The sequence below is a fragment of the Massilia yuzhufengensis genome (assembly GCF_900112225.1).
Taxonomy (GTDB): Bacteria; Pseudomonadota; Gammaproteobacteria; order Burkholderiales; family Burkholderiaceae_D; genus Telluria; species Telluria yuzhufengensis.
In genome coordinates, this window is sequence record NZ_FOLD01000021.1 from 71,784 (window position 1) to 97,466 (window position 25,683).

General features: G+C 55.8%; 21 protein-coding genes. 8 read left to right on the top strand and 13 right to left on the bottom strand.

Features of this window, described 5'->3' with window-relative positions:
* Both BM031_RS16905 and BM031_RS16910 read right to left on the bottom strand, forming a co-directional pair.
* Positions 1–432 carry a YeeE/YedE family protein gene (locus BM031_RS16905; protein ID WP_091875735.1) on the bottom strand — a complete coding sequence of 144 codons (432 nt, stop codon included), beginning with the start codon at positions 430–432 and terminating at the stop codon, positions 1–3.
* Complete coding sequence (locus BM031_RS16910) at positions 429–755, bottom strand: ArsR/SmtB family transcription factor (protein WP_229408955.1); 327 nt, start codon at positions 753–755, stop codon at positions 429–431. Before BM031_RS16910 ends, BM031_RS16905 begins: the two co-directional genes overlap by 4 nt.
* Positions 756–869: 114 nt before the next feature.
* On the opposite strand from BM031_RS16910, the gene BM031_RS16915 reads away from it, so the two are divergent.
* Positions 870–1,619, top strand: a complete 750-nt coding sequence (locus BM031_RS16915) for an MBL fold metallo-hydrolase (protein ID WP_091875737.1) — start codon at positions 870–872, stop codon at positions 1,617–1,619.
* Positions 1,519–2,073, top strand: a complete 555-nt coding sequence (locus tag BM031_RS16920; RefSeq protein WP_091875738.1) for a beta-lactamase hydrolase domain-containing protein — start codon at positions 1,519–1,521, stop codon at positions 2,071–2,073. Before BM031_RS16915 ends, BM031_RS16920 begins: the two co-directional genes overlap by 101 nt.
* 147 nt (positions 2,074–2,220) lie before the next feature.
* Here BM031_RS16920 and BM031_RS16925 read toward each other — a convergent pair whose 3' ends face one another.
* On the bottom strand, positions 2,221–3,879 hold the full coding sequence (locus BM031_RS16925; RefSeq protein ID WP_143084625.1) for an RNA-guided endonuclease InsQ/TnpB family protein: 1,659 nt from the start codon (positions 3,877–3,879) through the stop codon (positions 2,221–2,223).
* Positions 3,880–4,989: 1,110 nt separating this feature from the next.
* On the opposite strand from BM031_RS16925, the gene BM031_RS16930 reads away from it, so the two are divergent.
* The 3 genes from BM031_RS16930 to BM031_RS16940 all read left to right on the top strand — a co-directional run bounded on the left by BM031_RS16930 (position 4,990) and on the right by BM031_RS16940 (position 10,117).
* Positions 4,990–5,895 carry a GGDEF domain-containing protein gene (locus BM031_RS16930; protein WP_177207797.1) on the top strand — a complete coding sequence of 302 codons (906 nt, stop codon included), beginning with the start codon at positions 4,990–4,992 and terminating at the stop codon, positions 5,893–5,895.
* A gap of 502 nt (positions 5,896–6,397) precedes the next feature.
* Positions 6,398–7,204: a hypothetical protein gene (locus BM031_RS16935; RefSeq protein ID WP_229408956.1), complete on the top strand. Its 807-nt coding sequence runs from the start codon at positions 6,398–6,400 to the stop codon at positions 7,202–7,204.
* A gap of 1,668 nt (positions 7,205–8,872) precedes the next feature.
* Positions 8,873–10,117: a tyrosine-type recombinase/integrase gene (locus BM031_RS16940; protein ID WP_091875741.1), complete on the top strand. Its 1,245-nt coding sequence runs from the start codon at positions 8,873–8,875 to the stop codon at positions 10,115–10,117.
* An 11-nt stretch (positions 10,118–10,128) separates the two neighbouring features.
* Here the strand turns inward: BM031_RS16940 and BM031_RS25175 are convergent, their stop codons facing one another.
* From BM031_RS25175 to BM031_RS16970, 9 genes are all read right to left on the bottom strand, one after another.
* The gene (locus tag BM031_RS25175) at positions 10,129–11,643 is read right to left on the bottom strand and encodes a hypothetical protein (protein ID WP_143084626.1); all 1,515 of its coding nucleotides are present in this window, start codon (positions 11,641–11,643) and stop codon (positions 10,129–10,131) included.
* On the bottom strand, positions 11,640–12,653 hold the full coding sequence (locus BM031_RS25180) for an AAA family ATPase (RefSeq protein ID WP_177207798.1): 1,014 nt from the start codon (positions 12,651–12,653) through the stop codon (positions 11,640–11,642). Before BM031_RS25180 ends, BM031_RS25175 begins: the two co-directional genes overlap by 4 nt.
* Positions 12,654–12,656: 3 nt before the next feature.
* Complete coding sequence (locus BM031_RS25185; RefSeq protein WP_143084628.1) at positions 12,657–14,642, bottom strand: hypothetical protein; 1,986 nt, start codon at positions 14,640–14,642, stop codon at positions 12,657–12,659.
* Complete coding sequence (locus BM031_RS16950; protein ID WP_177207799.1) at positions 14,629–15,198, bottom strand: hypothetical protein; 570 nt, start codon at positions 15,196–15,198, stop codon at positions 14,629–14,631. The genes BM031_RS25185 and BM031_RS16950 overlap by 14 nt, the downstream gene beginning before the upstream one ends.
* A 544-nt stretch (positions 15,199–15,742) precedes the next feature.
* The gene (locus BM031_RS16955; protein ID WP_091875744.1) at positions 15,743–16,291 is read right to left on the bottom strand and encodes a restriction endonuclease; all 549 of its coding nucleotides are present in this window, start codon (positions 16,289–16,291) and stop codon (positions 15,743–15,745) included.
* Between the two features lie 87 nt (positions 16,292–16,378).
* Entirely contained in the window at positions 16,379–16,507 is a 129-nt protein-coding gene (locus BM031_RS26250; RefSeq protein WP_267873324.1) for a hypothetical protein, read from the bottom strand.
* Positions 16,508–16,607: 100 nt separating this feature from the next.
* Complete coding sequence (locus BM031_RS16960; protein WP_091875745.1) at positions 16,608–19,781, bottom strand: efflux RND transporter permease subunit; 3,174 nt, start codon at positions 19,779–19,781, stop codon at positions 16,608–16,610.
* Positions 19,782–19,817: 36 nt separating this feature from the next.
* Positions 19,818–21,017, bottom strand: coding sequence for an efflux RND transporter periplasmic adaptor subunit (locus BM031_RS16965; protein ID WP_091875746.1), 1,200 nt, complete (start codon positions 21,015–21,017; stop codon positions 19,818–19,820).
* A 3-nt stretch (positions 21,018–21,020) separates the two neighbouring features.
* The gene (locus BM031_RS16970; protein ID WP_218147616.1) at positions 21,021–22,181 is read right to left on the bottom strand and encodes a TolC family protein; all 1,161 of its coding nucleotides are present in this window, start codon (positions 22,179–22,181) and stop codon (positions 21,021–21,023) included.
* A gap of 159 nt (positions 22,182–22,340) precedes the next feature.
* On the opposite strand from BM031_RS16970, the gene BM031_RS16975 reads away from it, so the two are divergent.
* The gene (locus BM031_RS16975; RefSeq protein WP_091875748.1) at positions 22,341–22,745 is read left to right on the top strand and encodes a MerR family transcriptional regulator; all 405 of its coding nucleotides are present in this window, start codon (positions 22,341–22,343) and stop codon (positions 22,743–22,745) included.
* A gap of 84 nt (positions 22,746–22,829) precedes the next feature.
* Complete coding sequence (locus tag BM031_RS16980) at positions 22,830–23,906, top strand: cation efflux transmembrane domain-containing protein (protein ID WP_229408957.1); 1,077 nt, start codon at positions 22,830–22,832, stop codon at positions 23,904–23,906.
* Positions 23,907–23,935: 29 nt separating this feature from the next.
* Here the strand turns inward: BM031_RS16980 and BM031_RS16985 are convergent, their stop codons facing one another.
* Positions 23,936–24,988: a DNA-binding protein gene (locus tag BM031_RS16985; protein WP_091875749.1), complete on the bottom strand. Its 1,053-nt coding sequence runs from the start codon at positions 24,986–24,988 to the stop codon at positions 23,936–23,938.
* 425 nt (positions 24,989–25,413) lie between these two features.
* Here BM031_RS16985 and BM031_RS16995 point away from each other — a divergent pair.
* A partial coding sequence (locus BM031_RS16995) for a transposase (protein WP_143084630.1) occupies positions 25,414–25,683 on the top strand: 270 nt, incomplete at its 3' end.

Here is a 25,683-nt window from a genome sequence, read left to right on the forward strand (position 1 = left end):
TCATCCAAGCAAATGGCGAACGACATAAACGGTGACGAAACCAGCGAACATGAACGCGACAGTTGCCGCTAATGACCGCGGCGACCGTCGAGAAAGGCCGCAAATACCGTGTCCACTTGTGCAACCTGAGCCATACCGGGTACCCAAGCCGACGAGCAGGCCGGCAATGATAAGAGTCCAGTAGCCTGCATCGATTTGCACCGCTGGCAGCCTCGCTACGAGAGCGAACACGAGCGGCGAAATCACCAACCCTGCAACGAAGGCAAAGCGCCAAGAAACATCGCCTCGCTGTGGACGCAAGAGTCCCCCAACGATGCCGCTGATACCGGCAATTCGTCCGTTGAGCATCAACAATAACGCGCTCGCAAGTCCGATTACGATGCCTCCACCGAGCGACGTCCAGGGCGTAAAGTGAGTCCAGTCGATAGTCATTTTTCGTCTCCCGTCTTGGGGCAGTACAGTTGATACAGCACCTGCAGCACAGCTAGAGCCTCAGCACTCGCGATGCTGTAGAAGATTTGCTTTCCTTCGCGGCGGGTACACACCAACTCCTCAGCACGCAGAACTGTTAATTGCTGCGAAAGCGTTGGCTGGCGTATGCCAGTCATGGCTTCTAGTTCGCTTACAGCAAACTCGCCCTGTGTCATCTGGCACAGCAAGAGCAGGCGGTCTGGGTTGGACAGAACCTTAAGCAGGTTGCACGCCGCCCCAGCTGCAGCGCGGAGTTGGACCAAGTCAATCGTTGGTGTCGCCATGTTTGAATCCATTCGAGAGATAAGCTTCAGACCAAACTATATCACAATATAATATATTGTGTGATATATTGAAGTTGACTGTCCTTTAGTTCAACATCCACCCAAGGAGCCATCATGATATTCAGGCAACTCTATGAGCCGCTGTCGAGCACCTACACTTATCTTCTTGGTGACGAAGACACTGGCCAAGCCATCCTCATCGACCCGGTCATAGCAACGATGCATCGTGATTTGGCAGAAGTGCACCGGCTCGGCCTGACACTGGCCTACACCGTCGACACCCACATACATGCTGACCACGTTACCGCGGCGCTTGAAATGAAACGAACCGTCGGCAGCAAAATCGCTGCTCCCGCTTGGGACAGGTTGCCTTGCGTCGACTTTGGCATCGAAGAGGGAACAACTTTTCAAGTTGACGGCATCAGCCTGCGACCTCTTCACACCCCAGGTCATACTGATGGCCACTTTGCATTTCTCTCCGCAGGCAGGGTCTTCACAGGTGACGCCCTGCTCATCGACGGCTGCGGCAGAACAGATTTCCAGAACGGTAGCGCCGACGCTCTGTACAAGAGCGTGCGTGAGAAATTGTTCTCCCTTCCGGACGAAACCCTGGTCTATCCAGCTCATGACTACAAAGAGCGTTTTGTTTCATCCATCGCTCAAGAAAAGGCGCGCAACCCAAGGCTGGGAGGAGACAGGACTCTTGATGAATTCAAGACCATCATGGCGAGCTTGAACCTACCTTACCCCAAGTTCATTGACTATGCCGTGCCAGGCAACCGTCAATGCGGTGTTTGCCCACCCAACTTACCCGAGAACCTCGCCCAGTATTGCCAGCAGATGTCAGCTAGCCCTCAAGGCTAAGCGAACTACAACCGCGGAGAACGACATGGAAAATTTCAAGCAAATTGAAGACGGTATATTCTTAGGCCCTCAGCCGAGCGAAGGTGACTTGGCAGAGGCTAAGCGACAAGGAATCGCGACAGTGATTGACCTACGCTTGCCATCTGAGACGGCAACGCCGAATGCGAACCTAGTGCGAATGCACGAGCTCAATTATGTGAACGTACCAGTCGACAAAGCAGCTCTGTCTACAAGCCAAATTGCTTCTCTTGAGCGAGCCATTGCTCAGACAAATAGACCACACCTGGTTCACTGCGCTACCGGCGCAAGAGGCGCTCTTTTGCTTGCCCTTAGTCGAGCCAAACAACAGGGTTGGACTGCCGAGCGCACACTTGAGGAAGCTGCATCTATGGGCTTTAATCTGCAGGGTTCAGAGGCGTTTGTGCAGTTCGTGAAAGAGGAACGGAAGGCATGAGCCTCGCGTATGTATGGCGCCTGCTGAGCGGCATGGCTGAAAGGTAGTCCCCGCCTTCGAACCTTTTGCTGGTCCCCTACCATTCAACTGCCTAGACATGTCCGACAGGAGGAGCAGCCTGGCGACAAAGCATTTTGGGTATTCGGATTAGTCGGTTGATACTGCTAATGCAGGCGAGCCTGCTTCGGTAGTCACTAACCAAGTAATCTTCTCGTACAGACATGCGTCGCTAACCCTGTCGAGGGTAAGTGTGAACTCCTGTAGAACTTTACGTGCAGCGCCGCACTTACCAGCGCTGCGCTTTTCGTTCATGAGTACGGCAATGCCCGTACACGCCCTCCAAACGAGGCGCGAATGCAATGTTGAGCCTGGCGAAGCCTCGAGAAGGCCAGTGCGCAAGCGTACTAGCCATTCCCGAAGGGCCGAGACCCACCGCTCATGACGGCTACCTGTCGACGTGGGTGCTCCCGCCGCGGAACGTCCGCGCTGGTTCTTTGCCGCATTCACGTCAGCATGTGCTAGGTAGCCACATGATAGACAGCCAAAGCTGTTTCCCTTGCGATTTGCACGATGCACAAAACCGCAAGAGGAACACATCTGACTGGTATAGGCCGCCTCGACTTCGGTGACCTTGAATTCTTTGAGCTCGCTCCAGCTCTTGATGCACTGCTTGAACACTGCTTGGCCGAAGCCACGCAGCAGACGATTCATGCGACGACCCAAACCACTATTCTCAGCGACGAAATTAAGCTTTTCGAGGATAACTTCTTCAGGACTATGGGCTTGCAACAGCGAGCGCACCCAGCGCTGGACGTTATTCTTGATGTAGCGGCGGATACGAACTGCAAGGCGCCGATAGCGTGCACAGTCAGTCAGGCGAACAATGCCAGCGTTCTGCAGACCTTTGGTTGTGGCCTGAAGCTGGCGGTCATATCGACCTAGAGTATCAATGAAATTTTCGCCGCGGATATCCCCTTCCGATGAGGCAAGGAAGTTTCGCAAGCCAAGGTCTAGCGCAAGCAGTGGGACGCCAGGACGGTGCCAGCGCTCAGTTGGCACGTCGCGGACTATGTCAAGATATAGAGCTCCGTCTTTGGTTCGCAGCGTGAGCGTTTTTGCCACTATACCCCCGGCGGCCGCAAAGTAGGCATGTGGCTCAACTGGCACACGTATGCGTTTGCCTCGCTCAAGCGTTGACAACGTGACCCAATAACCAAAGTGACGATGCTTCGTGTCTTTGACCGCCTCGAACTTTGCACTGAGCTGGTTGAACTGAAGAGGAAGCCCGTCTGGGTCAGGAAGGTCGTACCTTTTAACGTAGTTGTCGAACCAGCGACGTGTAATCCTAGTTGCAGCTTGACTGATGGAAGTCGGCCCCGTGCCAGTTCTGAGTGTGGCATTTTGGTTGGCGTTGGTGGCGTTCCACAACTGGCATGCATTAATCCACATCACTTCGTGGCGCAACACGGAGTCCGAAATGCTGCGCGATAGCCGGCGTCCTCGATTCGACAAATTCGAAGCCCAGCCCTGCGCTTGGCCGGCTAGAGCGCGCAGCATCAAGTCCTTTTGAGAGGTGACAAGCCTCGTCTGAGGGAAAGTTGAAGTCTGGCCGGAGCATCGTAATTTCGGGTTGAAAACGCCAGTGCGCCAGAACGGTAACCAGTACCAATTGAACGCCGGGCGCAGCGTCCGTTTCCATTCCGCAGCAACACCTTCCAAGACATTACGTTTGGTCTGGTTGAGCTCGCGCGCTACCTTAAGAGCATAGCTGCGATGTACGGACTTGAGCGAAACGGTAGTGGGCACGGAGTAGACGGGTCATGAGCAAAACCTGTCTAGCACCTGCGTTTATACTTTTGATTCAGCCAACTAATCCGAATAGCCAGCATTTTTACGTCCAGTTCTGGCTTCCACCGTTCTCGCCCAACAGCTAGCGACAAATCAGCGGCAACCGGTGACCTCTAGGCCTTGGACGCAGGTCCCCGTCGCCCGGGCAACGGGACATCAGAAGCCAACGCATTCCTTGCCCGTTCCCGGCCCAGGCAAGAAACTGTGCTCGCTGGCCAGCGAATTTATCATGTGTCGCTATACATGTCAGGTCAACAATACAGGGACAGACATGCAAGACTTCTTAATCGACTTAGCGGCCGTCATCATCATCTGCTCGCCTATGGTCGCAGTCATCGCATTCGGCATTTACAAAGGGGACTTCTCAAGAGTTAGCAAACCTTCTTTGCCCCCGGACGAACTCGAGTTGCGTAGACGAGCGAACGAAACGATGCTCCGCCACGAACGGAGAGCATCGTACGAACGTCGCCAAACCGAGGCTCAAGTGCGACAGTGAACTATTAGAGAAATGATTTAAGCCCCTTACGCAGCCGCCTAAGGGGCTTTGTTCTTGTGACGTTCATATGCCTGCTGATGCGCCGTCCTACCGGCGCTAGGTCGAGCGCAGTGCAGCATGACACTCCGATACCGAAATGCTCTCACGCGCTGCTCTTTGTCTTAGTGGTCGGCCTTCTCGCTTTCATCGGTCCTGAAAATCGGACGCCGAGTCATGCAACAACACGGCGAACAATGCTTTGTTTGAATTCACAACAACGACAACCATCGCCGTGAGACAATATCCTCAGAGAAACTTCCTCCCTTGCTATGATTTCGTCCAACCACTTACGGAGGCTGAAGCCCGCGCCATTTTTCGTGATACCTGGCTTGGCTACAGAACTCGGCCAAGCTATTGCACGCATGTGCTGGACTTTAGTCTTCGCAGCCTACCTATACTTCAGTCAGCAATTTAGAGGAACTCCGCAGTATTCAGCAGCGTGTACGCTTGCGGTAATCCACTTTGTCTTCGCTGTCTCGGCTTGGCTTCTCATAAGAACAAAGGTTGGGGGTACTCCCCTGCGCTTTCTTACTATGACAGTAGACCAAGCGCTGTTTGCAACTACGCTCTACCTCACGGGCGAGATAGCAGCGCCGTTCGTTCTGATGCCCGTATTGCTGACGTTTGGAAGCGGGCTCCGATATGGCAGAACCTATGCTGTTTTATCCTCAACAATTAGCTCAGTGTTGACGTGCGCTGCACTGATGTATTCCCCTTACTGGGAACAATATCCGACCATCCGCCTGGGGTTGGCTGTTGCGGCCATTGTGCTTCCGCTGTATCTCTTCCGCTTAACAGACGCGTTTGCTTTCGAAATGCGTACTGACTCGCTGACGCAGTTACGAAACCGAATTGGCTTCGACGAACTCCTCAATGAGGTCTGTGAGAGTGCCATCTCTGCAGAGCACGAACGTGCTGTTGTCTTCATCGATTTGGATGGCTTTAAAAAGATTAATGACGTGCAGGGGCACGACGGTGGCGACCTCGTACTCAAACACGTAGCGCATTGGCTGACCGTGGAGCTAGGGCCCTTAGGTACTCCTGCACGGTTCGGTGGCGATGAATTTGCTGTCATCGTGGGGACGCGATTCGTTCGCGAGGATTTGGAGGCAGCCCTTACACGATTCCTTAAGCGCGCAGAAGCTGTAGGCGAGCTTTTCGAGAGTCCACTTGGCGCCAGTATCGGTGTCTACTATCTCGAGCCGGCCTCCGCGATAACGTCCCGATTTGCGTGCAAGGCTGCGGACCAATTGATGTACAGGGCAAAAAAGCTAGGCAAGAATCAGTTCGTCACCTCGACTAAACAAAACTTCTCCGCAGAAGGCCACCTAGTTGACTTGCCTAGCCTGCCTAACGCGGGGAAGGAAACCGCTCTAGCTGCGGTTACGTCGGTGCCAGAAGACTGCAGCCTTGATAACCTAGTTCAGTTGCACCTGTAGCGTCCCCACCTGCGACGGAGTAACGCTTCTACAAGCCCTAGTGAAAACGTACGTGTATCGAATTTCCTACGAAACGACTTTGCGGAGCGTGCCTACATCAGTCCAAACACCGCGCACAAACTAGAAATGGCGACATTGCAGTGCGCATACGAAAGTGCGCGCTAAACTTTCTTAGTGATTGGGCGACATTTGCTGAAAATTCTTAGTTCCTGAGCGACAGTTGAAGGCGGATTCTGCATTTTCTTAGTGGCTCTGCGACCTTCGGTTGCGTGTGTACATCCGAAGCAGGCAGAACTCTCGCTGAAGGCTCAAAGCTGGCCTCGTCCGTTGCAGAGGGCCTGGCACGGGGCGCAGCATTATATTTAAAATCGATTTATAAGAACTCACACTTGGAAATTTTATGGCGAGACTAGGTTTCGATAGGCGTACAGGGCTCATCTATGAAGGCATGGAGGGCCCAACCCATCCTGTGTGGCCTACTCCAGCTTTGTCTCAAGCAACATTGATTGAGAAGCCAGAAGACTTGGAACGTATTCCAGGTGATTTCGACGGCTTAGGCTGGACCTTCATCGACGGCAGCTTTGACCCTGGAAGTCGTGTACGCCGAGGGCGACTATTCCAGAAGTTTGGCGCAGTCAGCTGGGAGCGGACTCAAGTCGAAGCTCATCCTGCTATCAATTCCGACCTGCAGAAGGCAACTATCAATGGCGGCCACGTGAGCAAAGAGCTCAGCGTCTACTACGAGTGCACCGAACTTCTTCAAAAACCCAATCGTGGCGAAGGGCTCCAGCTGGCTCTAGGTCGCAAAGACGGTCATTCGTTGTGGCGCATACTTCAAACCGAACGAATCGCTTCAGGCGACGTGCTGGTCACGCTTCGGGCAGAGTCGGCATTTGGCGTAATTCCACAACTAGATGCCAATCAGATTGCAACCGACGCCTTACCAGGGGTGCAGGCCGCGCTGGACCGAGTCGTCAAGTCGGCCTACCGAGAGCTACCTCAGTCCGTGGTCGACCACTGCCGAAATGCTGCGGTCATGATTACCTCGCGGTGGATGCAGAAGGTAACTCATTCTCCTAAGCCCGTTGAGCAAGACCTTGGCCATTGGATAAACGCAGTAAGAAGCCAGTTCGGTGACGGTAAGCGGTTTGCGCTGCGAAGCGCACTTGAGACTATCAACCGACTACACCCGCGAGGAAAGGACAACGAGTCATACAAGCACTCACTGCGCAACATCGACGAGCTTGATGCTGAGTATGCTCTTCATGCTCTAGGCTTCGTGATTCGTGAAGTGAATTGGGGTCAGTAATTTTGGCCTGCGTTTGCCGGCTGACGCCCGACCAAAATATTCCCAGTATGGAGTCTGTGCATATGTATGGTCGAGCTAAATGACTCCTGACTATGGCCGGCTTCACTGTTTTTGCCGCCGCCTGGGTGAACTGCGCCCAGCTTCTCTTCCTCGAACCCAGGCCTCTACGGTCTCGAGCCGCCATCTCAACAGCGCCGCATTCCCGCGAACGTACATTAGTGGCGGCACTTGTGTCGAATTGCGCTTCAAGTTCTTTCAATCGATTCCACGCTCTCGCCTAGTAGCAGGGCGAGTTGGTTGATATCCAAAACGTCTTCCATTGAGTTCCTAATGTCAGGTCACCGAGAGGGTTAGACGGGATGTCAAACTCGGTGTGAAAGACATATAGAGCTTAGTTTTAGCCTTTTCCGTATCCTTTCCAACAGTACCAGGAGCACTCGTGCTCTGTTGCGTGACAGAGGGAGAACCCTGAACGGAGTCGCCGGCGCAGCGTCATCGCGCCTGATGCTTGCGATGGGTCGCCTCTCAGTCCCGTGCACAGGATAACTGCTCTGCCGTTGCCTGCATCTGCGGGCCACAAGCGGTCCACTCAAGCTTACTGACGTGCCATCTTGCAAGCCGCTCAACTGACGTACGGTGCGCCTGAGGAAAGCGTTAAAGACACTGTTAACGACGCCGGCGGGCCATGGGCGATTCCCACGAAACGCACGCTTCGAACTCTTTAGCAATTGTGCAACAGCCTGTTGCACGATTGAGCATTATCGGCTTCCGGCACAGACGCTGGCTTTAGCGTCCTATACTAGAGAATTACTCAGCAGGAGAATTGCTATGCAGATTAGCCGCCATCATCGCGACATGGCATGCTCGCTTCGACAGCAGATGCTGGAACTGCCCACCCTAAAATAGCCGCGGCGCGGCGGATAACCCACTTCACCTCCTCGTCTGAGCCCCAACTAGTCTTCATTGCACGTAGACAGTACTAGCGCAAAATTGCATCCACTGAGATATCAGCACGCATTCCCACCTTGCATTCCCTAGACTTTGCGACAAGCTCTAAGGCCAAATCTTCGCAAATATCCCATCGGACGTATGGCTCGCGTCGCGTACACCCAGGGCGGTAGAAGCGTCCGCCAGATGCAACAGGAGGAAGCTTGGCTTGGTAGTCTGCTACCGCGCTATGTATGTGGGGCCAAGGAAACTCTCCGGTTGGAAGTAGTCTGGGCTTTTCATGGAAGGAGGAGCACTCGCTGCGGCTAGCCGGAGTGAAGCCGCACTTTCGTCAGCCAAGTTGAGCGGCAACAGAAGAACTTGTCCATCGATAGCTTGAGGCTTTTAGAGAGCGCTCTTCTAGGCGCGGTACACATGTCGGTGGTAGCTAAGCCCGCAACGGCCGGTGTGCCAGGTGAAACCTGAATACGGTCTGGACATCATGGTTACACCCGTCAGACTGAAGTGTACTGCACTTCACGCCCGGTCCGCCCGAGCTATGGCTCACGAAAATTCGTTCGCTTCGACGCCTTTACTGGCTCTGCAGTATACGGAACCCTGCAAAAGGCGCACTCCAATCGGACGAATCCCAACGGCCTGTACCATGGCTCAGTTCAGCTCGGTGCGAAGTGCAATAGCCTGAAACCCGCTTAAGCCTAAGCTCTCGTATAATTCACGGTCATGGACAGTCAGAGCCAAACGAACCTATCCCTGCCGGATGCTGCGCTGCAGTTGACTGTCAGGGTCACGCCTCTTGAGTTCATAGAGCTTCCCTTCGTCTTAGATGGTCGCAATGGAAGTAACCGCGCGAATCCTGACCGAGCCCAAATTAGTGCAGAGACCGACGTTGAGGCCGTTCATGCCTGGCTTTCGCGATTCATGGACACGATGACAACGTTAGCGACATATCGCAAGGAAGCCGAACGGCTGCTACTCTGGTGTGCGGTTGAATTGAGGAAACCTCTCTCGTCGATGAGGCATGAGGATTGGCTCCTATATAAAAACTTCCTTGCAGCTCCGTGTCCGACCCGGCGCTGGGTTTCGGAGGATGGAAGAAAACTGCCCCGGTCACACGCCGACTGGAAGCCGTTTGCTGGACCATTATCAGCTTCCAGCCAACGACAGGCAGGCACAATCCTTAACGCGATGTTTTCATGGCTTGTAAATGCCGGCTATTTGGCGGCAAATCCCCTCGCGCTTTCACGGGAACGAAAGCGAAGCACACCTGCTCGCGTCACTCGCTATCTTGACGACGATGTATGGGCGGAGGTCAAACTTACCATCGAGATGCTGCCAAATGCGACAACGAGGGAGCGGCAACATCACGCCCGCCTACGCTGGATTTTTTCGCTGCTATACATCTGCGGATTGCGGATTTCTGAAGTTTCCGGAACTCGAATGGGGGCGTTTTTTTCGCGGCGGGCTGCGGACGGCACCGACCGCTGGTGGCTCGAAGTTGTTGGCAAAGGCGCGAAGCCAAGAATAATCCCAGCGACTAGTGAGTTGATGGCAGAGCTTGGACGTTATCGCGACGAGATGGGCTTGGTACGGGTTCCCAAACAGATGGAATCCACTCCATTAGTGCTGCCGATTGGCGGAAAGCACCGTTTTCTTTCAAGAGGAGGATTACACACAATTGTAAAATCTGTGTTTGAGCTTACTGCGGAGCGCTACCGGCTGCGTGGGCCCAACTTCGAATCTCAGGCAAACATGATAATGCAGGCTTCCGCTCACTGGTTGCGGCACACTGCAGGTTCACATATGAGTAATAATGCCTTAGACATACGACATGTACGCGACAATCTCGGCCATGAATCAATTGCGACGACAAACATATATTTACATTCGCCCGACGATGTACGTCATGCCGAAACCGAGGCCAGGCATCGTATTGACTGGGGCACGGAGCCCCGTCTTAATGAATAATCCAGACCCGGTTATACTCGGATGTATAGTGCAGGTTCTTTGGGTGCGGCGGACGGGTAAAGCTCAAAAATCCACAGCGCTCTCCATTCAGCACTGGTGTAGGGCAACGTACTATCAGGGCCTGAGGCTTTTAAGACAATGTCGTAATTTTTCGTCGCCGACCCAGAGCAATCTGACGATACGGACAGGTCATAAGGGTCTCGGTAGATTGCAAAAACCGCGTCGATTGGCATCAACTTGTTTGACGTGAAATCTTCCAAAGTTAGTTTTTTCCAAACTACATTCCCTTGGGCGGAAGTAGCACCAGCTAACGAGATGCAAATATTGGTTTTTTGCCGGTCTTCCTCTATCTTATCCCAAATAGCAAAAAATTCGCAGTACGCAAACTTTAGAGCCAGCCAATACGGAAGCTTGTGCCCCCCTGGTTCCTTAAGGCGAACGTAATGTGACCTCCTAGTGTCAAGAAAATTCCGGTGAATATTTGTCTCTTGTGACATTCTCCAAATTAAATAAGAGAGAGATGCCGAGCAAACCTTTCCTCCGTCAATGCGATGCGTCTCATCGTCAGTGAGTTTTTTCAACCTGTTACAACAGGTCTTATGCTTCCGCAGGAAACTCTTTTTTATCCATCGACGCAAGCTTTTATAGCAGCGACCGACGTCGCCCGCTAGCAGCACTTCGGAATAGCAATCGTCACCGGAAAACGACCTTATTACGTTAGTTCCTTCCCAATAAAAACTACGTACCGGATGGACTCGTAGGTTGGTTTTCCAGTTTTCACCGAAAAATCCTGCTTTAGAAACCGCGTAAGAAAGCTGGGCCGAATCGGCTGTTGAGGCAGGTCCAGCGTGCAGCGATAACGCGTACGTAAGCTCAGCTAATACCTTGTCCCTCTGAGGGACTACTTCTTTAAGCCTCTTCCACCACCGCACGAAGTTTTCACACTCACGCTGCAACAGTTTCGCATCTGAGTGCGGCAACCGGACGCCAGCGATAAGCTCGTCCGCCCCTAACAACTCATCATCACACCAAGTGCAAAATCTCGACAGGTTGCCAGGCCCCCTTCTACCAAGCCGCAATTTAAACGTCTCTTGCTGAGCACATGATTTACAGGGCGAAAGAAAATCCAGATTGTGCAATGGGCATGTTGTAAAAATCTGAAGATTGTAAAGGGATGAGTGGTAACCCTTCTTGAAGCACTCAGGACAATGGCGCATTAGCGGAGCCGCAGTCGTGTTGACTTGAGGCATTCCCAACTGGTCCAAGAATCCCTGCTTTAGCCTTTTAGGGGAAACCCCCAATAAACTTGAAAACCTTTTAAAATCAATCCATTCGCTATTGTAAAATCGGTTGGGACGACCGGCGCAATTTCCGTCAAGGTCGTTGCTAATGAGCTTTACAAGGAATCCAAAAGAAATATTGTTATAGGCCAATATCTTATTGTATATAGACCAGGAGCTCTCGTATGGAGCAGGAAACGTCGGGTCCCACGTCAGCCGTTCTAACCCTGAAATATCAGTAGTCATGTTGCGCAATCTGACGGGACTTCAGAAAAAGAATTAAAGCTGCAATTGAAGACTGCCGTCTCAATCTCATCAGTGCTAATAGTAAAATTTATCCCGTCTTCCCGGCGCAAAGCTAACAGCAGATGCTCAATCGTCAGAGAAAGTAGCTCCATCGAAACCGCCGAACCAGAGTTTCCGGACGCGCGCGTGAGCGCATCCCAAAGTCTGTCTTTCGAGTGCAAGAGCCGGAATCCATGCTCGAACGCTAGTGGAAAAAAGAAGCATGTGTAGCTACAGCCTGAGCCTTCCGGCCATTCGGAATGTTCATCATATGCTTGGAGCAAGACCGCTAGGTCTTTGGAGGAAGTGCAACCTTCGAAGAGAACGGGTCTAGTTAGTAATCGCGCAATAATCTGCTGGTCGCTCGATTCCATTAGGGCAGTACGGCGATGAATTATAGACGGTTGTGCGAAGGATACAGCGGTCATCTTGACCTTGTTAAGCTCGAGCGTGTTCTGTAAGCAAACCAATTGTTGCAAGTCACCTTCATTAAGTAGCTGCAATTCATCGATTAACATTACAAACTGCGTACCGCCGCGGGCTTTTACGTTAACCCGGATATCGTTGACCGCGTTTATGAAAAGCTTGGCAGGTTTATTTCCAGATGCGAGCGCATGAGCAGATGCCTCAAGGATTAATCGCGGTAGGTGGGCATCAGAATAACGCAGTGAAGAGCGAACACTTACCATTAACGTATAGACGCTAGGGAACTCCTCGTTTAATTTTTCGCGAATAGCTCGCGCACACCACGTTTTACCAGTCCGCGGCGAAGCGTAAAATACGACTCCGGTTCTGCGTGCCCACACATAGTCCCGTACTATGTCATACGCGCGCTTCATCATCGGCGTAGGAACTGTGTAGTCGCGTTCAAGAACCGGATGGGCAGCCCGAGCGCTCGGTGCCCAGTCACTGCCACCATCTTCGGTGCTAAAGGTTCTACAGTCCAGCACAGGAGTCTGAGCTCTAGTCATAGTCTATCGCCGGTTCTTTATCTTTGTGAAAAAATCGTCCGGCATATCAGGCATAAGTCCCATTCGCGGTGGAGGAGTCGGGGTGACTATAGGCACTTTGTTTGCTCGAACGAAAGTTGGCCGCTTACCAGCTTCAGCAGACACTTTTGTTAATTCGGTAATAGCCCTTGGTGTCGGTGGCGACGGTGCTTGCCTTACGTTAGGTTTTGCTTTTCGAGCGTCCCTGCTTGTAGAAAGATACGCAAGGTACGCTTGTATCGGGTCTTCGAACTCACTAATAACAAGTATTCTTGATGATATCAGTCGGTTGATGTTTTTACGGGTGGCCCTGGAATGCTTAGTTATACCCCACTTGCCTTGTGCTTTCAATACACCTATTTCAGCGCCGTTTTTCAAAAAAGCGCGAAACTGCCGCATATCGCTCTCGTCTATTTCTAATATTAGCCGCGAGCCGAGTAAGTGCCCGCTATTTGCCAAAACAGGATTGGTGTATTTTGCGCGGTCCACTTGAACGTACGGACGGCGTCCAGTCGACCTTCCGCCGCGCACTGTCGCCTCCTCCCTCGTCCCCATAATCTTCGCTGCAGTCCGGCTAGACTCCGGCAGCCGCCGGATAAGAAATTCTTTCGCGGGATTCTCAACGAAATACCTAATGGCATCAAGCGGCGTCAGATAAGAAATTCCCTCACTCGGGGTAGCGTTATGCTGCGCCATTTTTACATCTAGTAGTTCCTCAACTTCGCATGCGCGAATCCGGTACCGCACTGCCTTTTCTTGCGCATCTTCGGCCCTCCCTTTTTGGGGACTACTTCCCGTTGTCGATGGCAATCGTCGAAATACGTCGCTGCCAATTTGTCGGAAAAGCCGTTCGACATTTGGTCTTCTTTCGAAGTGAGCAACCGGGCCCCAATTGATAGCGAAACCAAGCATCTTTCGTCCGGTATCATGTATCCGTTCTGCAAGATGTGCTAGTGCACCGTCAAAAAAGGTAGATGTCCAGAGCGCCCCGTGCGCCGCCGGGATGACCCCGCTCGGGAGACCTCCGCCGCTTGGGTAATGCAGTCCAGGAAAGCTGATGGTCTTGGGTTCCCAACGTTCAGTCCCGGCGCGCCGAATTACATCGAGAACGTCATTCGAATTTACCTCGCTGCTGTAAACTATGGAATACGCTAGCACAGCTGACGAAAACCGGTCTACGGCAGCAATTAGCCAAAGCCTATCTAGCGGAACTTCTGTTTCTGTCCCTTCTGGGGTCTGTATCGCAACTGAAAAGAATCCCTCAATGCGATACGAGTCTATCTCGACAACTTCGTATGGTGCTTCGACATAGAGTAGGACATCGCTACCAGTTCCAACATTGAGATGAGCGCGGGCAACTTGGCCCTCACGTTCATTCACCGCTTTCGAGAAATTCGCGTCGAGGACATGCTTCATAAACTTCGCAATTGAGCGTGCGCCGAGATGCTGAGTGCAAAATGGCCATTCGGGCGCGGCGATACCCTTGCTTTTTAGAACAGCAATGAAAATGGTATGCAGGTCCTTCGGTCTAATGCAAAACTCATGGATATGGCGTCGCTTGGCTTCTTGACGGATATATCGAACGAGAAGAGGTTCGAGGTCTGGAAAGCGCGAAAGCATATTCCCGAGCACACCCGAACTCCCACCTCTTTGTTGCGGCCTTTTAGGAGATACTGGAGCGCTCCGTTCGTATTTTTTTGTTCTGTAGAACGGAAGCAAAGCCCGAAACCCAAAGACTTGACCGTCATCAGATAGTCGCACGCACTTCTTAGCAAGCTGCACCTGGACCTGCCGCGCAAGTCCTGTTACCCGCTCAATTTCCTTGACTGGAAACTGGGCAAAATACATTTCCATGGCCTTCACTTTTAGAAGGAAGGTCTCCCGTCGAGACGCGTCAACTTCGGTGTCCAAAACTTTGGGCCAAAGTGTTATATCGGGATAGGTGCAGATTGCTCGTTTACGTGACCACATGGAGTTCCCTATCCGGAGTAGTCCACTTAGTTGCTTCGCAAAACGGATGATGACTAAGGTCAAGTGTTAGTGAGCCCGCGATGCTCATCCTTACAACCAGCCCGTAAACCGTCGGTGGGTCGAACGCCGCCAAGTCGGCCTCTATATCTGCGAGCACCCCGGCCCCGCGTGCGCGGAGCGCCGAAACGAGGGCTGCGCTTTCATTGGTGAGTTCCATGTCACGGATGGCGGCAGCGAACGAAATCGCTTTTAACCATCGCATCGCACTAGGAACCCGTTGTTTAAGTTGGTCGCTGCTAAGCTCCGACATACCAGGCAACACAACGTCCGCCGTCGGCGTGAACTCAGAAGTAGGGCCGACGAGCTCTTCGGGCGACGTTACGCTGGGACGGTTGCGTAGCAGAACGCTAGCTCGGGCGCCGGTGAAATTAACAGTTATTTGGCGGGCTTCGTCACCGCCTGCGGAATTCTCATCATCGAAGGAAAACCATGCGACAGCGGGGTTCGTCTCAAGATAGCTCAGCCAGTACACGAGCTCACGGTCACTATGAAGCATCCAGTCTCGGCTAGTTTTCACGCTGTAGACGAGCCAAAGATTGGAATTAGCTCTTCCCCTCCCGCGGTAGGAGGCAAGTACCCTAAGGCGCTGCTTTGAACTGAGTGACATCTTCGTCTGCCTTTACGACATTCGTGAGGCCAATGCAGCACCCTGGACAAGAAGGCACCGCACACATGTACTAAATTTAGTTCAAACCGCATCTTTGTCAAGAAATTAGTTCTGGCATTCGGAACTAAATTCGTATTCTTGAGGGGGAGGCAAGTTCAGCCGAACCGACGCTAGTGCTATGAAGTTAAAGAGAATTTCAATAACTCACCCGGGGCTTGAATTAGTTCGGAGGGCTGCAGCTCTCGGAAGTAAAACTCTCAGATCTTTGGAAGTAAAGTTCTCAGATGCCCCATTCCACATCTGTCTGAGACTTTTACTTCCAACGTCGCCAAGCCTATGTGCCACCGGCGGCCTGTTGTCGGTGCGGCAGCTTACTTCGCAATCCTCGCCGGCGAATTCGTCCTGGTGCGACCAAGCCATCAGGAGGCAGACATCAATGCGCTTCTGGTGTATCGATTCCGAGCGCGCGACGCGTGTACTTTCCTTCATCAGCGGACACGACACTGAATTCGTTACCGCGGCACCACCACCCGACATATTGAGCATTGTCGACCGCTCCTGGTGGTGGCGTCGAAGGTCCGAAACTTCTGGTGAACCACGTGGAGCTTTCATCGGCCATTTGAATCAGTGCGATGCCATGCACTGTCGCGTACTCGACTGCACCTGACTGAAATCCAGCGACGGAAAACAGCATTCCCTTTTGTGCCCCGGTTGACCTCATTTTCGCGTGCAACACCTGCACAGCCTGCCGCTCGACTTTGCGTCGTTCGTGCTTACACTCGATCAGTACGAGGAAACTGGCGCCGAGCGCTGTAAACCGCGCCGTAACGTCGATCACATAGCTGCCATCCACGCCTTTCACAGCGTCAAGGTGGTTCGACGTGAACTCTTCCAGCAGCACACCGCTTCCATCCAGGATCCCCTTGACTGCCAGTTCGTACTGCGTTGGCGTCAAGGCAACAGGTTCGAATGGAAAGGTCATAAGTGATGCTCAGCCCAAGAAACAATCGGTTCGTTGAACCCCAAATAGAAAAGGGCGGCCTTCGCCGCCCTTCCCGCTCTTGTATGCTTAGCAGCAGCCCAGCATCCTGAGGCAGCATTCGATGCTGCCGCAGCAACCCTTCGTGGCGGCGAAGGCGGCCGTCGAAACAACTGCAAGACCCGCTACCGCAGCGATTTTGGCAAGTTTCTTCTTCACTTTGCGTTCCTTTTTATCGTCCAGACCAGATTCGATGAGTCGCCGAAATCCATGGCGCCCTTGCTTACACTCTAATTCTATCCCGATCACGCCATTTTCACTATGCCTGATCGTCGTGCTTCGGGCGTCCCAGCCACGCATAGAGCGACGGGAGCACAAACAGGGTCAGCAGAGTGGCCGAGAACAATCCTCCAATGACGACGGTGGCCAAGGGCCGCTGCACCTCAGCTCCGGCGCCGTTGGCCACCGCCATCGGAACGAAGCCGAGCGAAGCAACTAGCGCCGTCATCAGGACAGGGCGCAGCCGGCGCAGCGCTCCAGCCCTCACCGCTTCATTCCAAGGCCGAGTTTTTGCCAGATCGTCAATCGCACCAATCATGACCAGCCCATTCAGTACCGCAACACCAGATAGGGCAATAAAGCCTACCGCTGCCGAAATCGAGAATGGCATTCCCCGCATCCATAACGCGGCAATTCCGCCGATCAGGGCGAGCGGCACCCCGGTGAATACGACTGCGGCGCCTCGCCACGATCCGACCGCGGAGTACAGCAGCACGGCGATGAGGGCAAAACAGGCGGGCACCACGACCGCAAGACGCATGCGAGCTCGCTCGAGGTTCTCGAACTGGCCGCCCCAAGTGAGCCATACACCCGCCGGCCGCTTGACCTTCGCGTCGATCGCGGCGCGTGCATCCTCGACGACGCCAGCGATGTCACGGCCGCGGACATTGGCCTGAACGACAACCCGGCGCTTGCCATCTTCGCGGCTGATTTGATTCGGTCCTTTTCCGATCTCCAGCGTTGACACGCTGCCCAGGGGAACGAACGCACCGGATGGGGTCAGGACCGGAACTTGCCGCAGGGCCTCGACGTCATTCCGGGCTGCATCATTTAGTCTGACAACCACATCGAACCGGCGATCGCCTTCATACACCATCCCAGCCTCGCGGCCGGCGACTGCAGCAGCCAGGGTGTCGAACACGTCCTGCGCAGTCAGTCCGACGCGTGCCATGGCATCGCGGTTCGGCCGGGCCGCCAGCAAAGGCAAGCCTTCGACCTGTTCGACGCGGACGTCGACAGCCCCTTCTACCGTGCGGAGCTGCGCCGCGACCTGTTCAGCAGTGCTCAACATGCTCGCGAAGTCGTCGCCATAAACTTTCACAGCAATATCGCCGCGCACGCCGGCTAACAACTCATTGAAGCGCATTTGGATTGGCTGAGTGAGCTCATAGTTCTGTCCCGGAATATCCGCAACCGCGTGCTCGATCTTCTCGACCAGCTCCGCCTTGCTCATCGAAGGTTCGGGCCACTGCGAACGATCCTTTACGATCACGAAGGTATCGGTAATGTTCGGCGGCATGGGATCGGCGGCGAGTTCAGCAGTGCCGGTGCGCGAAAATACGAGCTTCACCTCGGGCAGTTTCGCAACTGCCTTCTCGACCGCAAACTGCATTTGCTGGCTTTGGTCGAGCGAAGTGCCAGGGATGCGGGCCACCTGCAGGAGGACATCCTGTTCATCGAGTGTAGGCAGGAATTCCTGGCCCAGGGTCTGGAACAGGACCAGGGCGCCCGCGAACCCACCGATGGCAAGCCCCGCGGTGAGCTTGGGTTTTGCCATCGCACGGTCGAGCCAGGGGGCGTACGACCGGGCAGCGGCGGCAACCACGCGGTTCTCCTCGTGGCGCACGTGGCGCGACAACCAGAGTCCGATCGCCGCCGGCACGAAGGTCAGCGAAAGGACGAAAGCGAACGCGAGTGCAAGAATCACCGTCACCGCCATCGGGGCGAACATGCGCCCTTCTACACCCTGGAACGTCAGTAGGGGCAAGTAGACAAGCATGATAATGGCTTGGCCATATACGCTCGGCCTGATCATCTCCCGCGCAGCCGCAGCGACCACGTCCCGGCGCTCTTTTTTGCCGAGCAGCTTGCCGCTTGCCTGTTGCTGCTCCCCGATCCGCCGTAACGCGTTCTCGACAATGATCACGGCCCCATCGACGATCAGTCCAAAGTCGAGCGCACCCAGGCTCATCAGGTTGGCCGACACGCCCGCCTGCAACATGCCTGCCGAAGTAAGCAGCATCGTGATCGGAATAACGGCTGCAGCGATCAGCGCCGCACGAAGGTTGCCGAGTAAGGCAAACAAGACCGCGATCACCAACAACGCACCTTCCGTCAGGTTGGTGGCGACCGTGCGGATGGTGGCATCAACGAGCCGGGTACGATCGAGCACCGGCTTGATAACCAATCCAGGCGGCAGGGAGCGCGCGATCTCCTTGAGCCGCGCGTCGACGCCGGCCGCGACGGCCCGACTATTCTCGCCGATGCGCATGACCGCAGTACCGACCACGACCTCGACGCCCGCTTCGGATGCCGATCCAAATCGCATTTCCTGGCCGATACCGACGGTGGCCACCTGCGACAACAGCACCGGCACGCCGCTCCTGGTAGCGATCACTGCCTTGGCAAGCTCGGCCGAGGTGCTGAAACGCGCATCGGCCTGCACCGTCAGCGCTTCACCGTTCTGGAGGACGACGCCGGCACCGGCGCTCGTATTGTTGCGTTCGAGCGCCTCGGCAAGTGCCGTCAAACTGATACCGAAGGCGGCGAGTCGGCGGGCGTCGGGCGTGACCACGTACTGCTTGACATAACCGCCAATGACATCGACGCCGGCCAAGCCGGGAGTATTCTTCAGCTGCGGGGCCACGATCCAGTCCTGTACCGTGCGCAGGTAGGTGGCCTTCTCGGTCGCCGTCCTTAAGGTCTCGCCCTCGGGGGTTATGTAAGTACCGTCCGAAGCCATACCGGCCCCGCCTTTTCCGGTGTGGGTATTGGCGAACTCGACGGTCCACATGTACACGTCGCCCAATCCAGTTGCAATCGGACCAACGCTGACGCTCGCGCCTGGCGGCAGCGAAGCTTCAACTGAACGCAGCCGCTCGGCAATCTGTTGCCGCGCAAAATAGATATTGGTGCCGTCCTTAAACACGGTCGTGACCTGGGCGAAACCATGCCGGGTCAGCGACCTGGTGGATTCAAGCCCTGGAATGCCGGAGAACGCTGTTTCGATGGGGTAGGTGACCTGGCGTTCCACATCGGCAGGCGCGAGCGCCGGCGCAACTACGTTGATCTGAACCTGCGTGTTGGTGATGTCCGGTACCGCATCGATCGGCAGCCGAACCAGGGACAATGCTCCCAGAATAGAAAAGAAAAGCGTTGCAAGCAGCACTTGCCACGGGCGTGACACCGAAAAGTTGACGATGCTTGCGATCATGCCGTGCGCTCCGGTCGACCAGCCGCCTTGCCAAGCTTAGTCATGGTCTTCTCCCGCCTCGCCCTTGCCGTGCTCGGCTTTCAAGATATATGTGTTGCTAGTGGCAATGCTTTCAGATCCATCCAGCCCGGACTTCACGGGAAGGTACCCACCCGCCTGTGGACCAAGAGTGACGTGGCGGATGGCGAAGCCGTCCTTGTCCCGGATGAATACACTTGGCTTGTCCTCGATCGTTTGCACCGCCGTGGCAGGGATGGCCAGTGCCTTCTCCCCTCCTCCGCTTGCTAACGCGATCGATACCGTCACTGTTTCACCGATCCGCCAGTGGGTGCCCGGATCAGAAATCGACGCAATGGCGCGCACCTGACGGGTTTCCGGATCCAAAATACGCGACAGGTACCCGAGCCTCGCAGCCGCTGTTCGGCTGTCTCCGGTCACGTCGACAGCTGCGCCGACCGCAACCCGCGACGCATCGGCGGGTGCGAGGGACAGCTCGACCGACAAGGTGCGCAGGTCTGCCACTTCGAAGAGCTTTGCACCTGGCTCAAGAATGTCGCCCAGGGCGATTTGCCGGGCGGTAACGACCCCGGCAAACGGCGAACGCACGAGCAACCGGCCTGACTGGTCCCTGCCGCCACCCGTGGTCGCCAGCTGTTGTTCGGCAAGGCGCGCACGTGTGCGCGCTTCATCACGGGCCGCGCGGGCAAGCTCGTACTCCTGCCGCGACGACACTTTTTCATTGAAGAGACGTTCTTCCCGCTGGAAGGTGGCATCGGCCAGATCGCGCTGGCGACGCGCCAGAGCGGCCTCGGCTGCAAATTGCGCCATTTCCCTGCTATCGATGACAGCAAGGATGTCGCCGCGCGCTACCGCCTCGCCGAGATTCTTGCGAATTTCCAAAACCCTGCCACTTACAGAACTGCTGACCGACGCCGAGCGCTGCGGGTCGGCGATAATGACGCCCGGGCCACCGACAGCGCCTGCGAAATCACGCCGCACGGCGCCGACATCGATACCGGCGGCCTTGATCTGGTCTGGGCTCAGCTTTACATGGTCGGAATGCGCTTCTTCGCCCGCCGCGTTCGCCTCTTCGGCGGCGCCCTCCTTTTCGGCACGAGGTTTTGTTTCCCCCTTTTCGGCGTGTGCTGGCGTGGCTGGGCCAGGTTCTGGGGCGCGCGAACACGCGCTGACGGCGAAGATCGCGGCGTACACGCCCAATCGGATTACTGCATTCATGGATCAGTCCTTGTAGATGGGAGTCGTGCTGCCGCGCAGCCGGGCCAGGCGGGCGCGTGCCAAATGAAGCGCCGACAGTGCATCGACTGCAACTTCGCGCGTTTCAGCAAGCGAGCGTTCTGCATCGATCAGCTCGAGCTGGGGAAATTTTCCTTCCGCATAGCCAATTCGCGCGATGCGCGCTGCCTCTTGAGAGGCAGCAAGAGCCGGCCCGGTGGCCGCACGTGCAAGCGCTGCCGCGTCTGCCACCTCTGTTTCGGCACGTAGTAGGTCGTCGTTAGCCTCCTCAGCCACGGCATCCCGCTCGGCTAGTGCGCGTTCGTAATCTGCCCGACTTTTGCCAAGGGCAGCCGCGCCCGGATTGAACAGCGGCAGAGGAATCGAGATGCCAACCACGGCTGCCCTGTCGGGAGAGTCGCCATAACGCCGCGTGCCGGCTGTCAGCGTCAGATCCGGGATGCGGTCGCGCCGAGCTGCGTCCACGCGGGCGTTTGCTGCCAGAACCTGCGCCTGTGCCGCCGCGACAAACGGCGACTGTGCTGCCGCAGGGATCACGGGCATCAGGTCTGAAGATTCGAACCAGCTGGCAGCAAGGGAAAGCGGAAGCGAGCTACCGGTAATACGTGCCAGAATCGCATGGGCGACACCGAGGGCACGCTCAGCCTTGTCCAGCTTGACCTGGGCATTGATTTGAACGACATCGGCCCGCTGCTCTTCAATAGGAGACGCCTTGCCTGCACGAACCCGCTCACCGGCAGCGTGTGCGGCTTTTGCAGCGAGATCGTACCCGCTACGGGCCACTTCCGCCCGGTGTGCCGCCCCGACTGCAGCGATGAACGCCTCTGTAGCGCGTTGCGTGACATCCGCGCGCGTCGCAGCGACAGTCAATACTGCGGCTTCGCGCTCGGCCGATGCCACCTTGCGCCGCGCCTCTCGCTTGCCACCCAGTTCCAGAGGCACGGACAAGGACAGGGTTCGCTCTCCGCCGCCAAAACCGGCATATCGGCCCGAGCCCATTACGTTCTCAGCCTCGTAAGAAAGCGACGGATTTGGCAGCTGCGCCGCCACCTGGGTATTGGCTTCGGCTGCGCGCAGCGCGGCGTCAGCTGCCTGCTGCGCAGGCGCTCGCTGCTGGGCCTTGGCTACCGCGTCGGCAAGCGTCATCACTGTGCCTTGGGCTTGGGCTTGGGCAGGAACCATGGACGTCGCGGCAAGCGATACTAACGCGAGGGCGATAGGAAGTCGGAAACGCATGATTGGAACTTCTTGACGGATGGGCAAGCAGACTTTATAAACCTTCAAGTCACTTCAAGGTCAAGCCATATGTCTTCCTCATTCTCGATCGGCCAACTGGCCAGTGCTGCCGAGACACCCGCAGCGACTATCCGCTACTACGAAAAGATTGGACTGCTTTCCGCACCCGTACGCACAGGAGGGAATTATCGGAAGTACGACAGCGCCGATCTTTCTCGGCTCTCATTTGTTCGACGAGCGCGCGAAATCGGATTTACGGTCGAGCAGGTGCGTAGCCTGTTGGCGTTTTCAAGCCAGCAAGACGCGGACTGTTGCGAAGTAATGACGATGACTGCAGAGCACCTCAGAACTATCGAGCAGAAAATTGCCGATCTCATGGCCCTCAAGGAGCACCTGTCCTCATGGCTGACTACCTGCCAGGGCGGCGCTGTGGCCGATTGCCGGATCATCGAGGCGCTGCATCCGCGCCAATAGGCCGACGCGCTGTTGAAATCGGTCCCGCTTGACGTTCAAGTGACTTCAAGGTTTAAGCTGCCGGGATTGATCAGGAGTGCCCCTATGAATAACGACCCCAATATGGCCGCAGCAGAGCGCGCGCGTAGCGTCTTGTCTGTTTCTAAAATGGACTGTCCGTCCGAAGAAAACCTGATCCGCATGGCTTTGGGAAAGGTAGCGGGCATTGAAACGCTGTCGTTCGACCTGGGCGCACGGATCCTCACGGTGGACCACCGTGGTCCTGCGGAAAACATTCTGAGCGCATTGGCCCCGCTAAACCTTGGCGCCCAGCTGAGTGCAAGCAACCCGCTGCCTAGTGATTCGCACGATGCCGCCTCCATGTTCGAAAGCACACTCGGCATCCCGAAAATGGATTGCCCATCGGAGGAGAACATGATCCGCATGGCCCTGGCGGACATCGATGGCATCCAGTCGCTCGACTTTGATCTGTCGGGGCGTCAGCTTCGCGTCGTGCACGCCGGCGATGCCCAGCAGATCGTGGAGAAGCTCGGCCCCTTGGGCCTGGGCACGAAGCTCCTGGAATCGAGGCGCATCACCGCAGTGCCGCTGCCAGGCGCCGACGCCTCAGGCGACGCCTCTGAGGCACGCACCCTGCGCTTGCTGTTGGCCATCAATGCCGTGATGTTCTTCGTCGAGATGACTTGGGGCCTGATCGCGCAGTCGGCCGGCCTGGTTGCGGATTCGCTGGACATGTTTGCCGATGCAGCAGTCTACGGGCTGGCCTTGTACGCAGTGGGTCGGGCGGTGTCGATGAAGACGCGCGCCGCACATCTCGCCGGCTGGCTGCAGATGATCCTGGCGATCGGGGCGCTTGCCGAGGTGATCCGGCGTTTCCTGTTCGGTAGCGATCCGGAGTCGTCCTTGATGATGAGCGTAGGTGCGATCGCACTGGTTGCGAACGTGGCCTGCCTAGTCCTGATTGCGAAGAAGCGGGATCGCGGCGCGCACATGAAGGCCAGTTACATCTTTTCTGCGAATGACGTGATCGCCAACCTGGGCGTGATCGTCGCCGGCGTGCTGGTCACCTGGACGGGTTCCGCGTATCCAGACCTGGTGGTGGGGGCGGTGATCGCGGCAATCGTACTCAACGGAGCACGCCGCATCCTTGCCCTGAGGTAGGACGGCCGGGCTGTCGTTCCCGGCGTCCCTTATTCGCTGGGTTCTTTGGGGCCGGGCTTCCCCATGTCGGTGGGCTTGGCAGCATCTTTACCGAACACGGCCTGCTGCAATTCTGCAATGCGCTGCTCCAGTGTACTGGCACTTCGTACACTTTCCAGCTGCGCCTGCATTCCAGCCTGTTGCTGGCGGAGCTCGTTACAAAGCTCGTTTGCTCTAACCAAAGCATCCTCGAGCTCAACGGCACGGGCTCGACTTGCGCCCGCCTGTGCCTCGGCCGCAGCCGCTCGCGCTTCGGCAGTATGCAATTGCTCGACTTTGCGAGCGAGGCTTCGGCTAGATTCCTTCTCGCCGTAAAGTGCCTGTTTTACCGCGCTTAACTCCGCAACCAAGCTCGCGGCCTCCTTGTTCAGCTGGGTCAGTTGCTCCTGCTTGAGGACTGTCGACTGCTGGGCCTCCCGCAGTTGCAATTGTAGCGACTGAATCTGATGTTCATGCCGCCGGCCTTCCTGGTCACGCTGTTCTTTCGACGCCGTACGGAAGTGATCGAGTGCGTCTCGGGCCTGCTTATGTTTATCTTCCAGGGACGTTTGGTGTCGTTCTGCATCCGCCAGGCGCTCTCCAAGATCCGCGGCGCGCTGTTCGGCCGTGTGCCGGGCTATCTGCTCCTCCTGAAGTCGCCTCTGGACAGCATCTAGTTGCTGCTGTACGACGTTGAGCTTGCCAGTAAGGTCGGCATTGCGTTGTTGCTCCTCTGCCAGGAGAGATTGTTGCGCGGAGATTTCTCGTTCGTGCTGTGTGCGCTCAGAGGCTGCCTGATCGCGCATTTCTTGCACGACGACATCTGAATCGGCCTTCAACTGATCTGCCAACTGCGTGATCAACGCGAGGATTGCCTCGCTCACTGGCTGGCCTTGCGCGCCTTCCTCCGCCTCGAGTTCCCTAAGATATTTATGAATCGTCGTCTTCGATCCAGTGTCGCCCAGCTCTGCACGCACGGCGTCGATTGAGGGTCGACGTCCTTTCGCGATGAGGCTCTCCCGCGCCCGCTTCACATCGGAAAAATACACACCTGCCCGCGCCATACAGCCTCCGCCGAAATTTCATACTAGGATACATACTGCCATAGTACGTAATAACATTAGACGCCCAGGCGCCTCTTTCGTCGGCATTCACGCATTGGATAATCACAAATTATCTCGTATGAGCTGCTGATCTGCCTTTGGAATGTCCGATCGTCGGCGCAGTTTAGTAAGCGTCCAGCCTACCCATCAAGATCACGAAACCGGCGTAGGACGACTCGAGGACTGGGTCTACCGCGACAAGCGCATAGCGCATAGCGGGCAGTGTTGATCTGATACCGGTCCGCATCAGCATGCCAAGTTCGGCTGCGTCGTTAAATGTGGACAGCCCTTCCAGCGGGAGCACGCACGTAGGTGCCAGCGTCCACTGAGGTACCCTGACTTTTTCGGACACTCCTGTTTGGTAAGCTTCACCAACTGGAGAATTTATGAAACGCCAAAAAACATACACGCCGGAGCTTCGTGAGGAAGCGGTCAAGCTGGTTCTGACGCAGGGGCTGACGCTGGACGATGCTTCCCATCGCCTGACGATACCCAAGGGAACGCTGGCCAATTGGGTGGCCGCCGCAAAGCGTGGCACAGCGCCCAAAGCGGCACCTGGTAGCCGTACCGTGCCGGAGCTGGAGGCGGAAGTGACGAAGCTCCGTAAAGAGCTGGCAGAAGCCCGTATGGAGCGAGATATCATAAAAAAAGCGGCA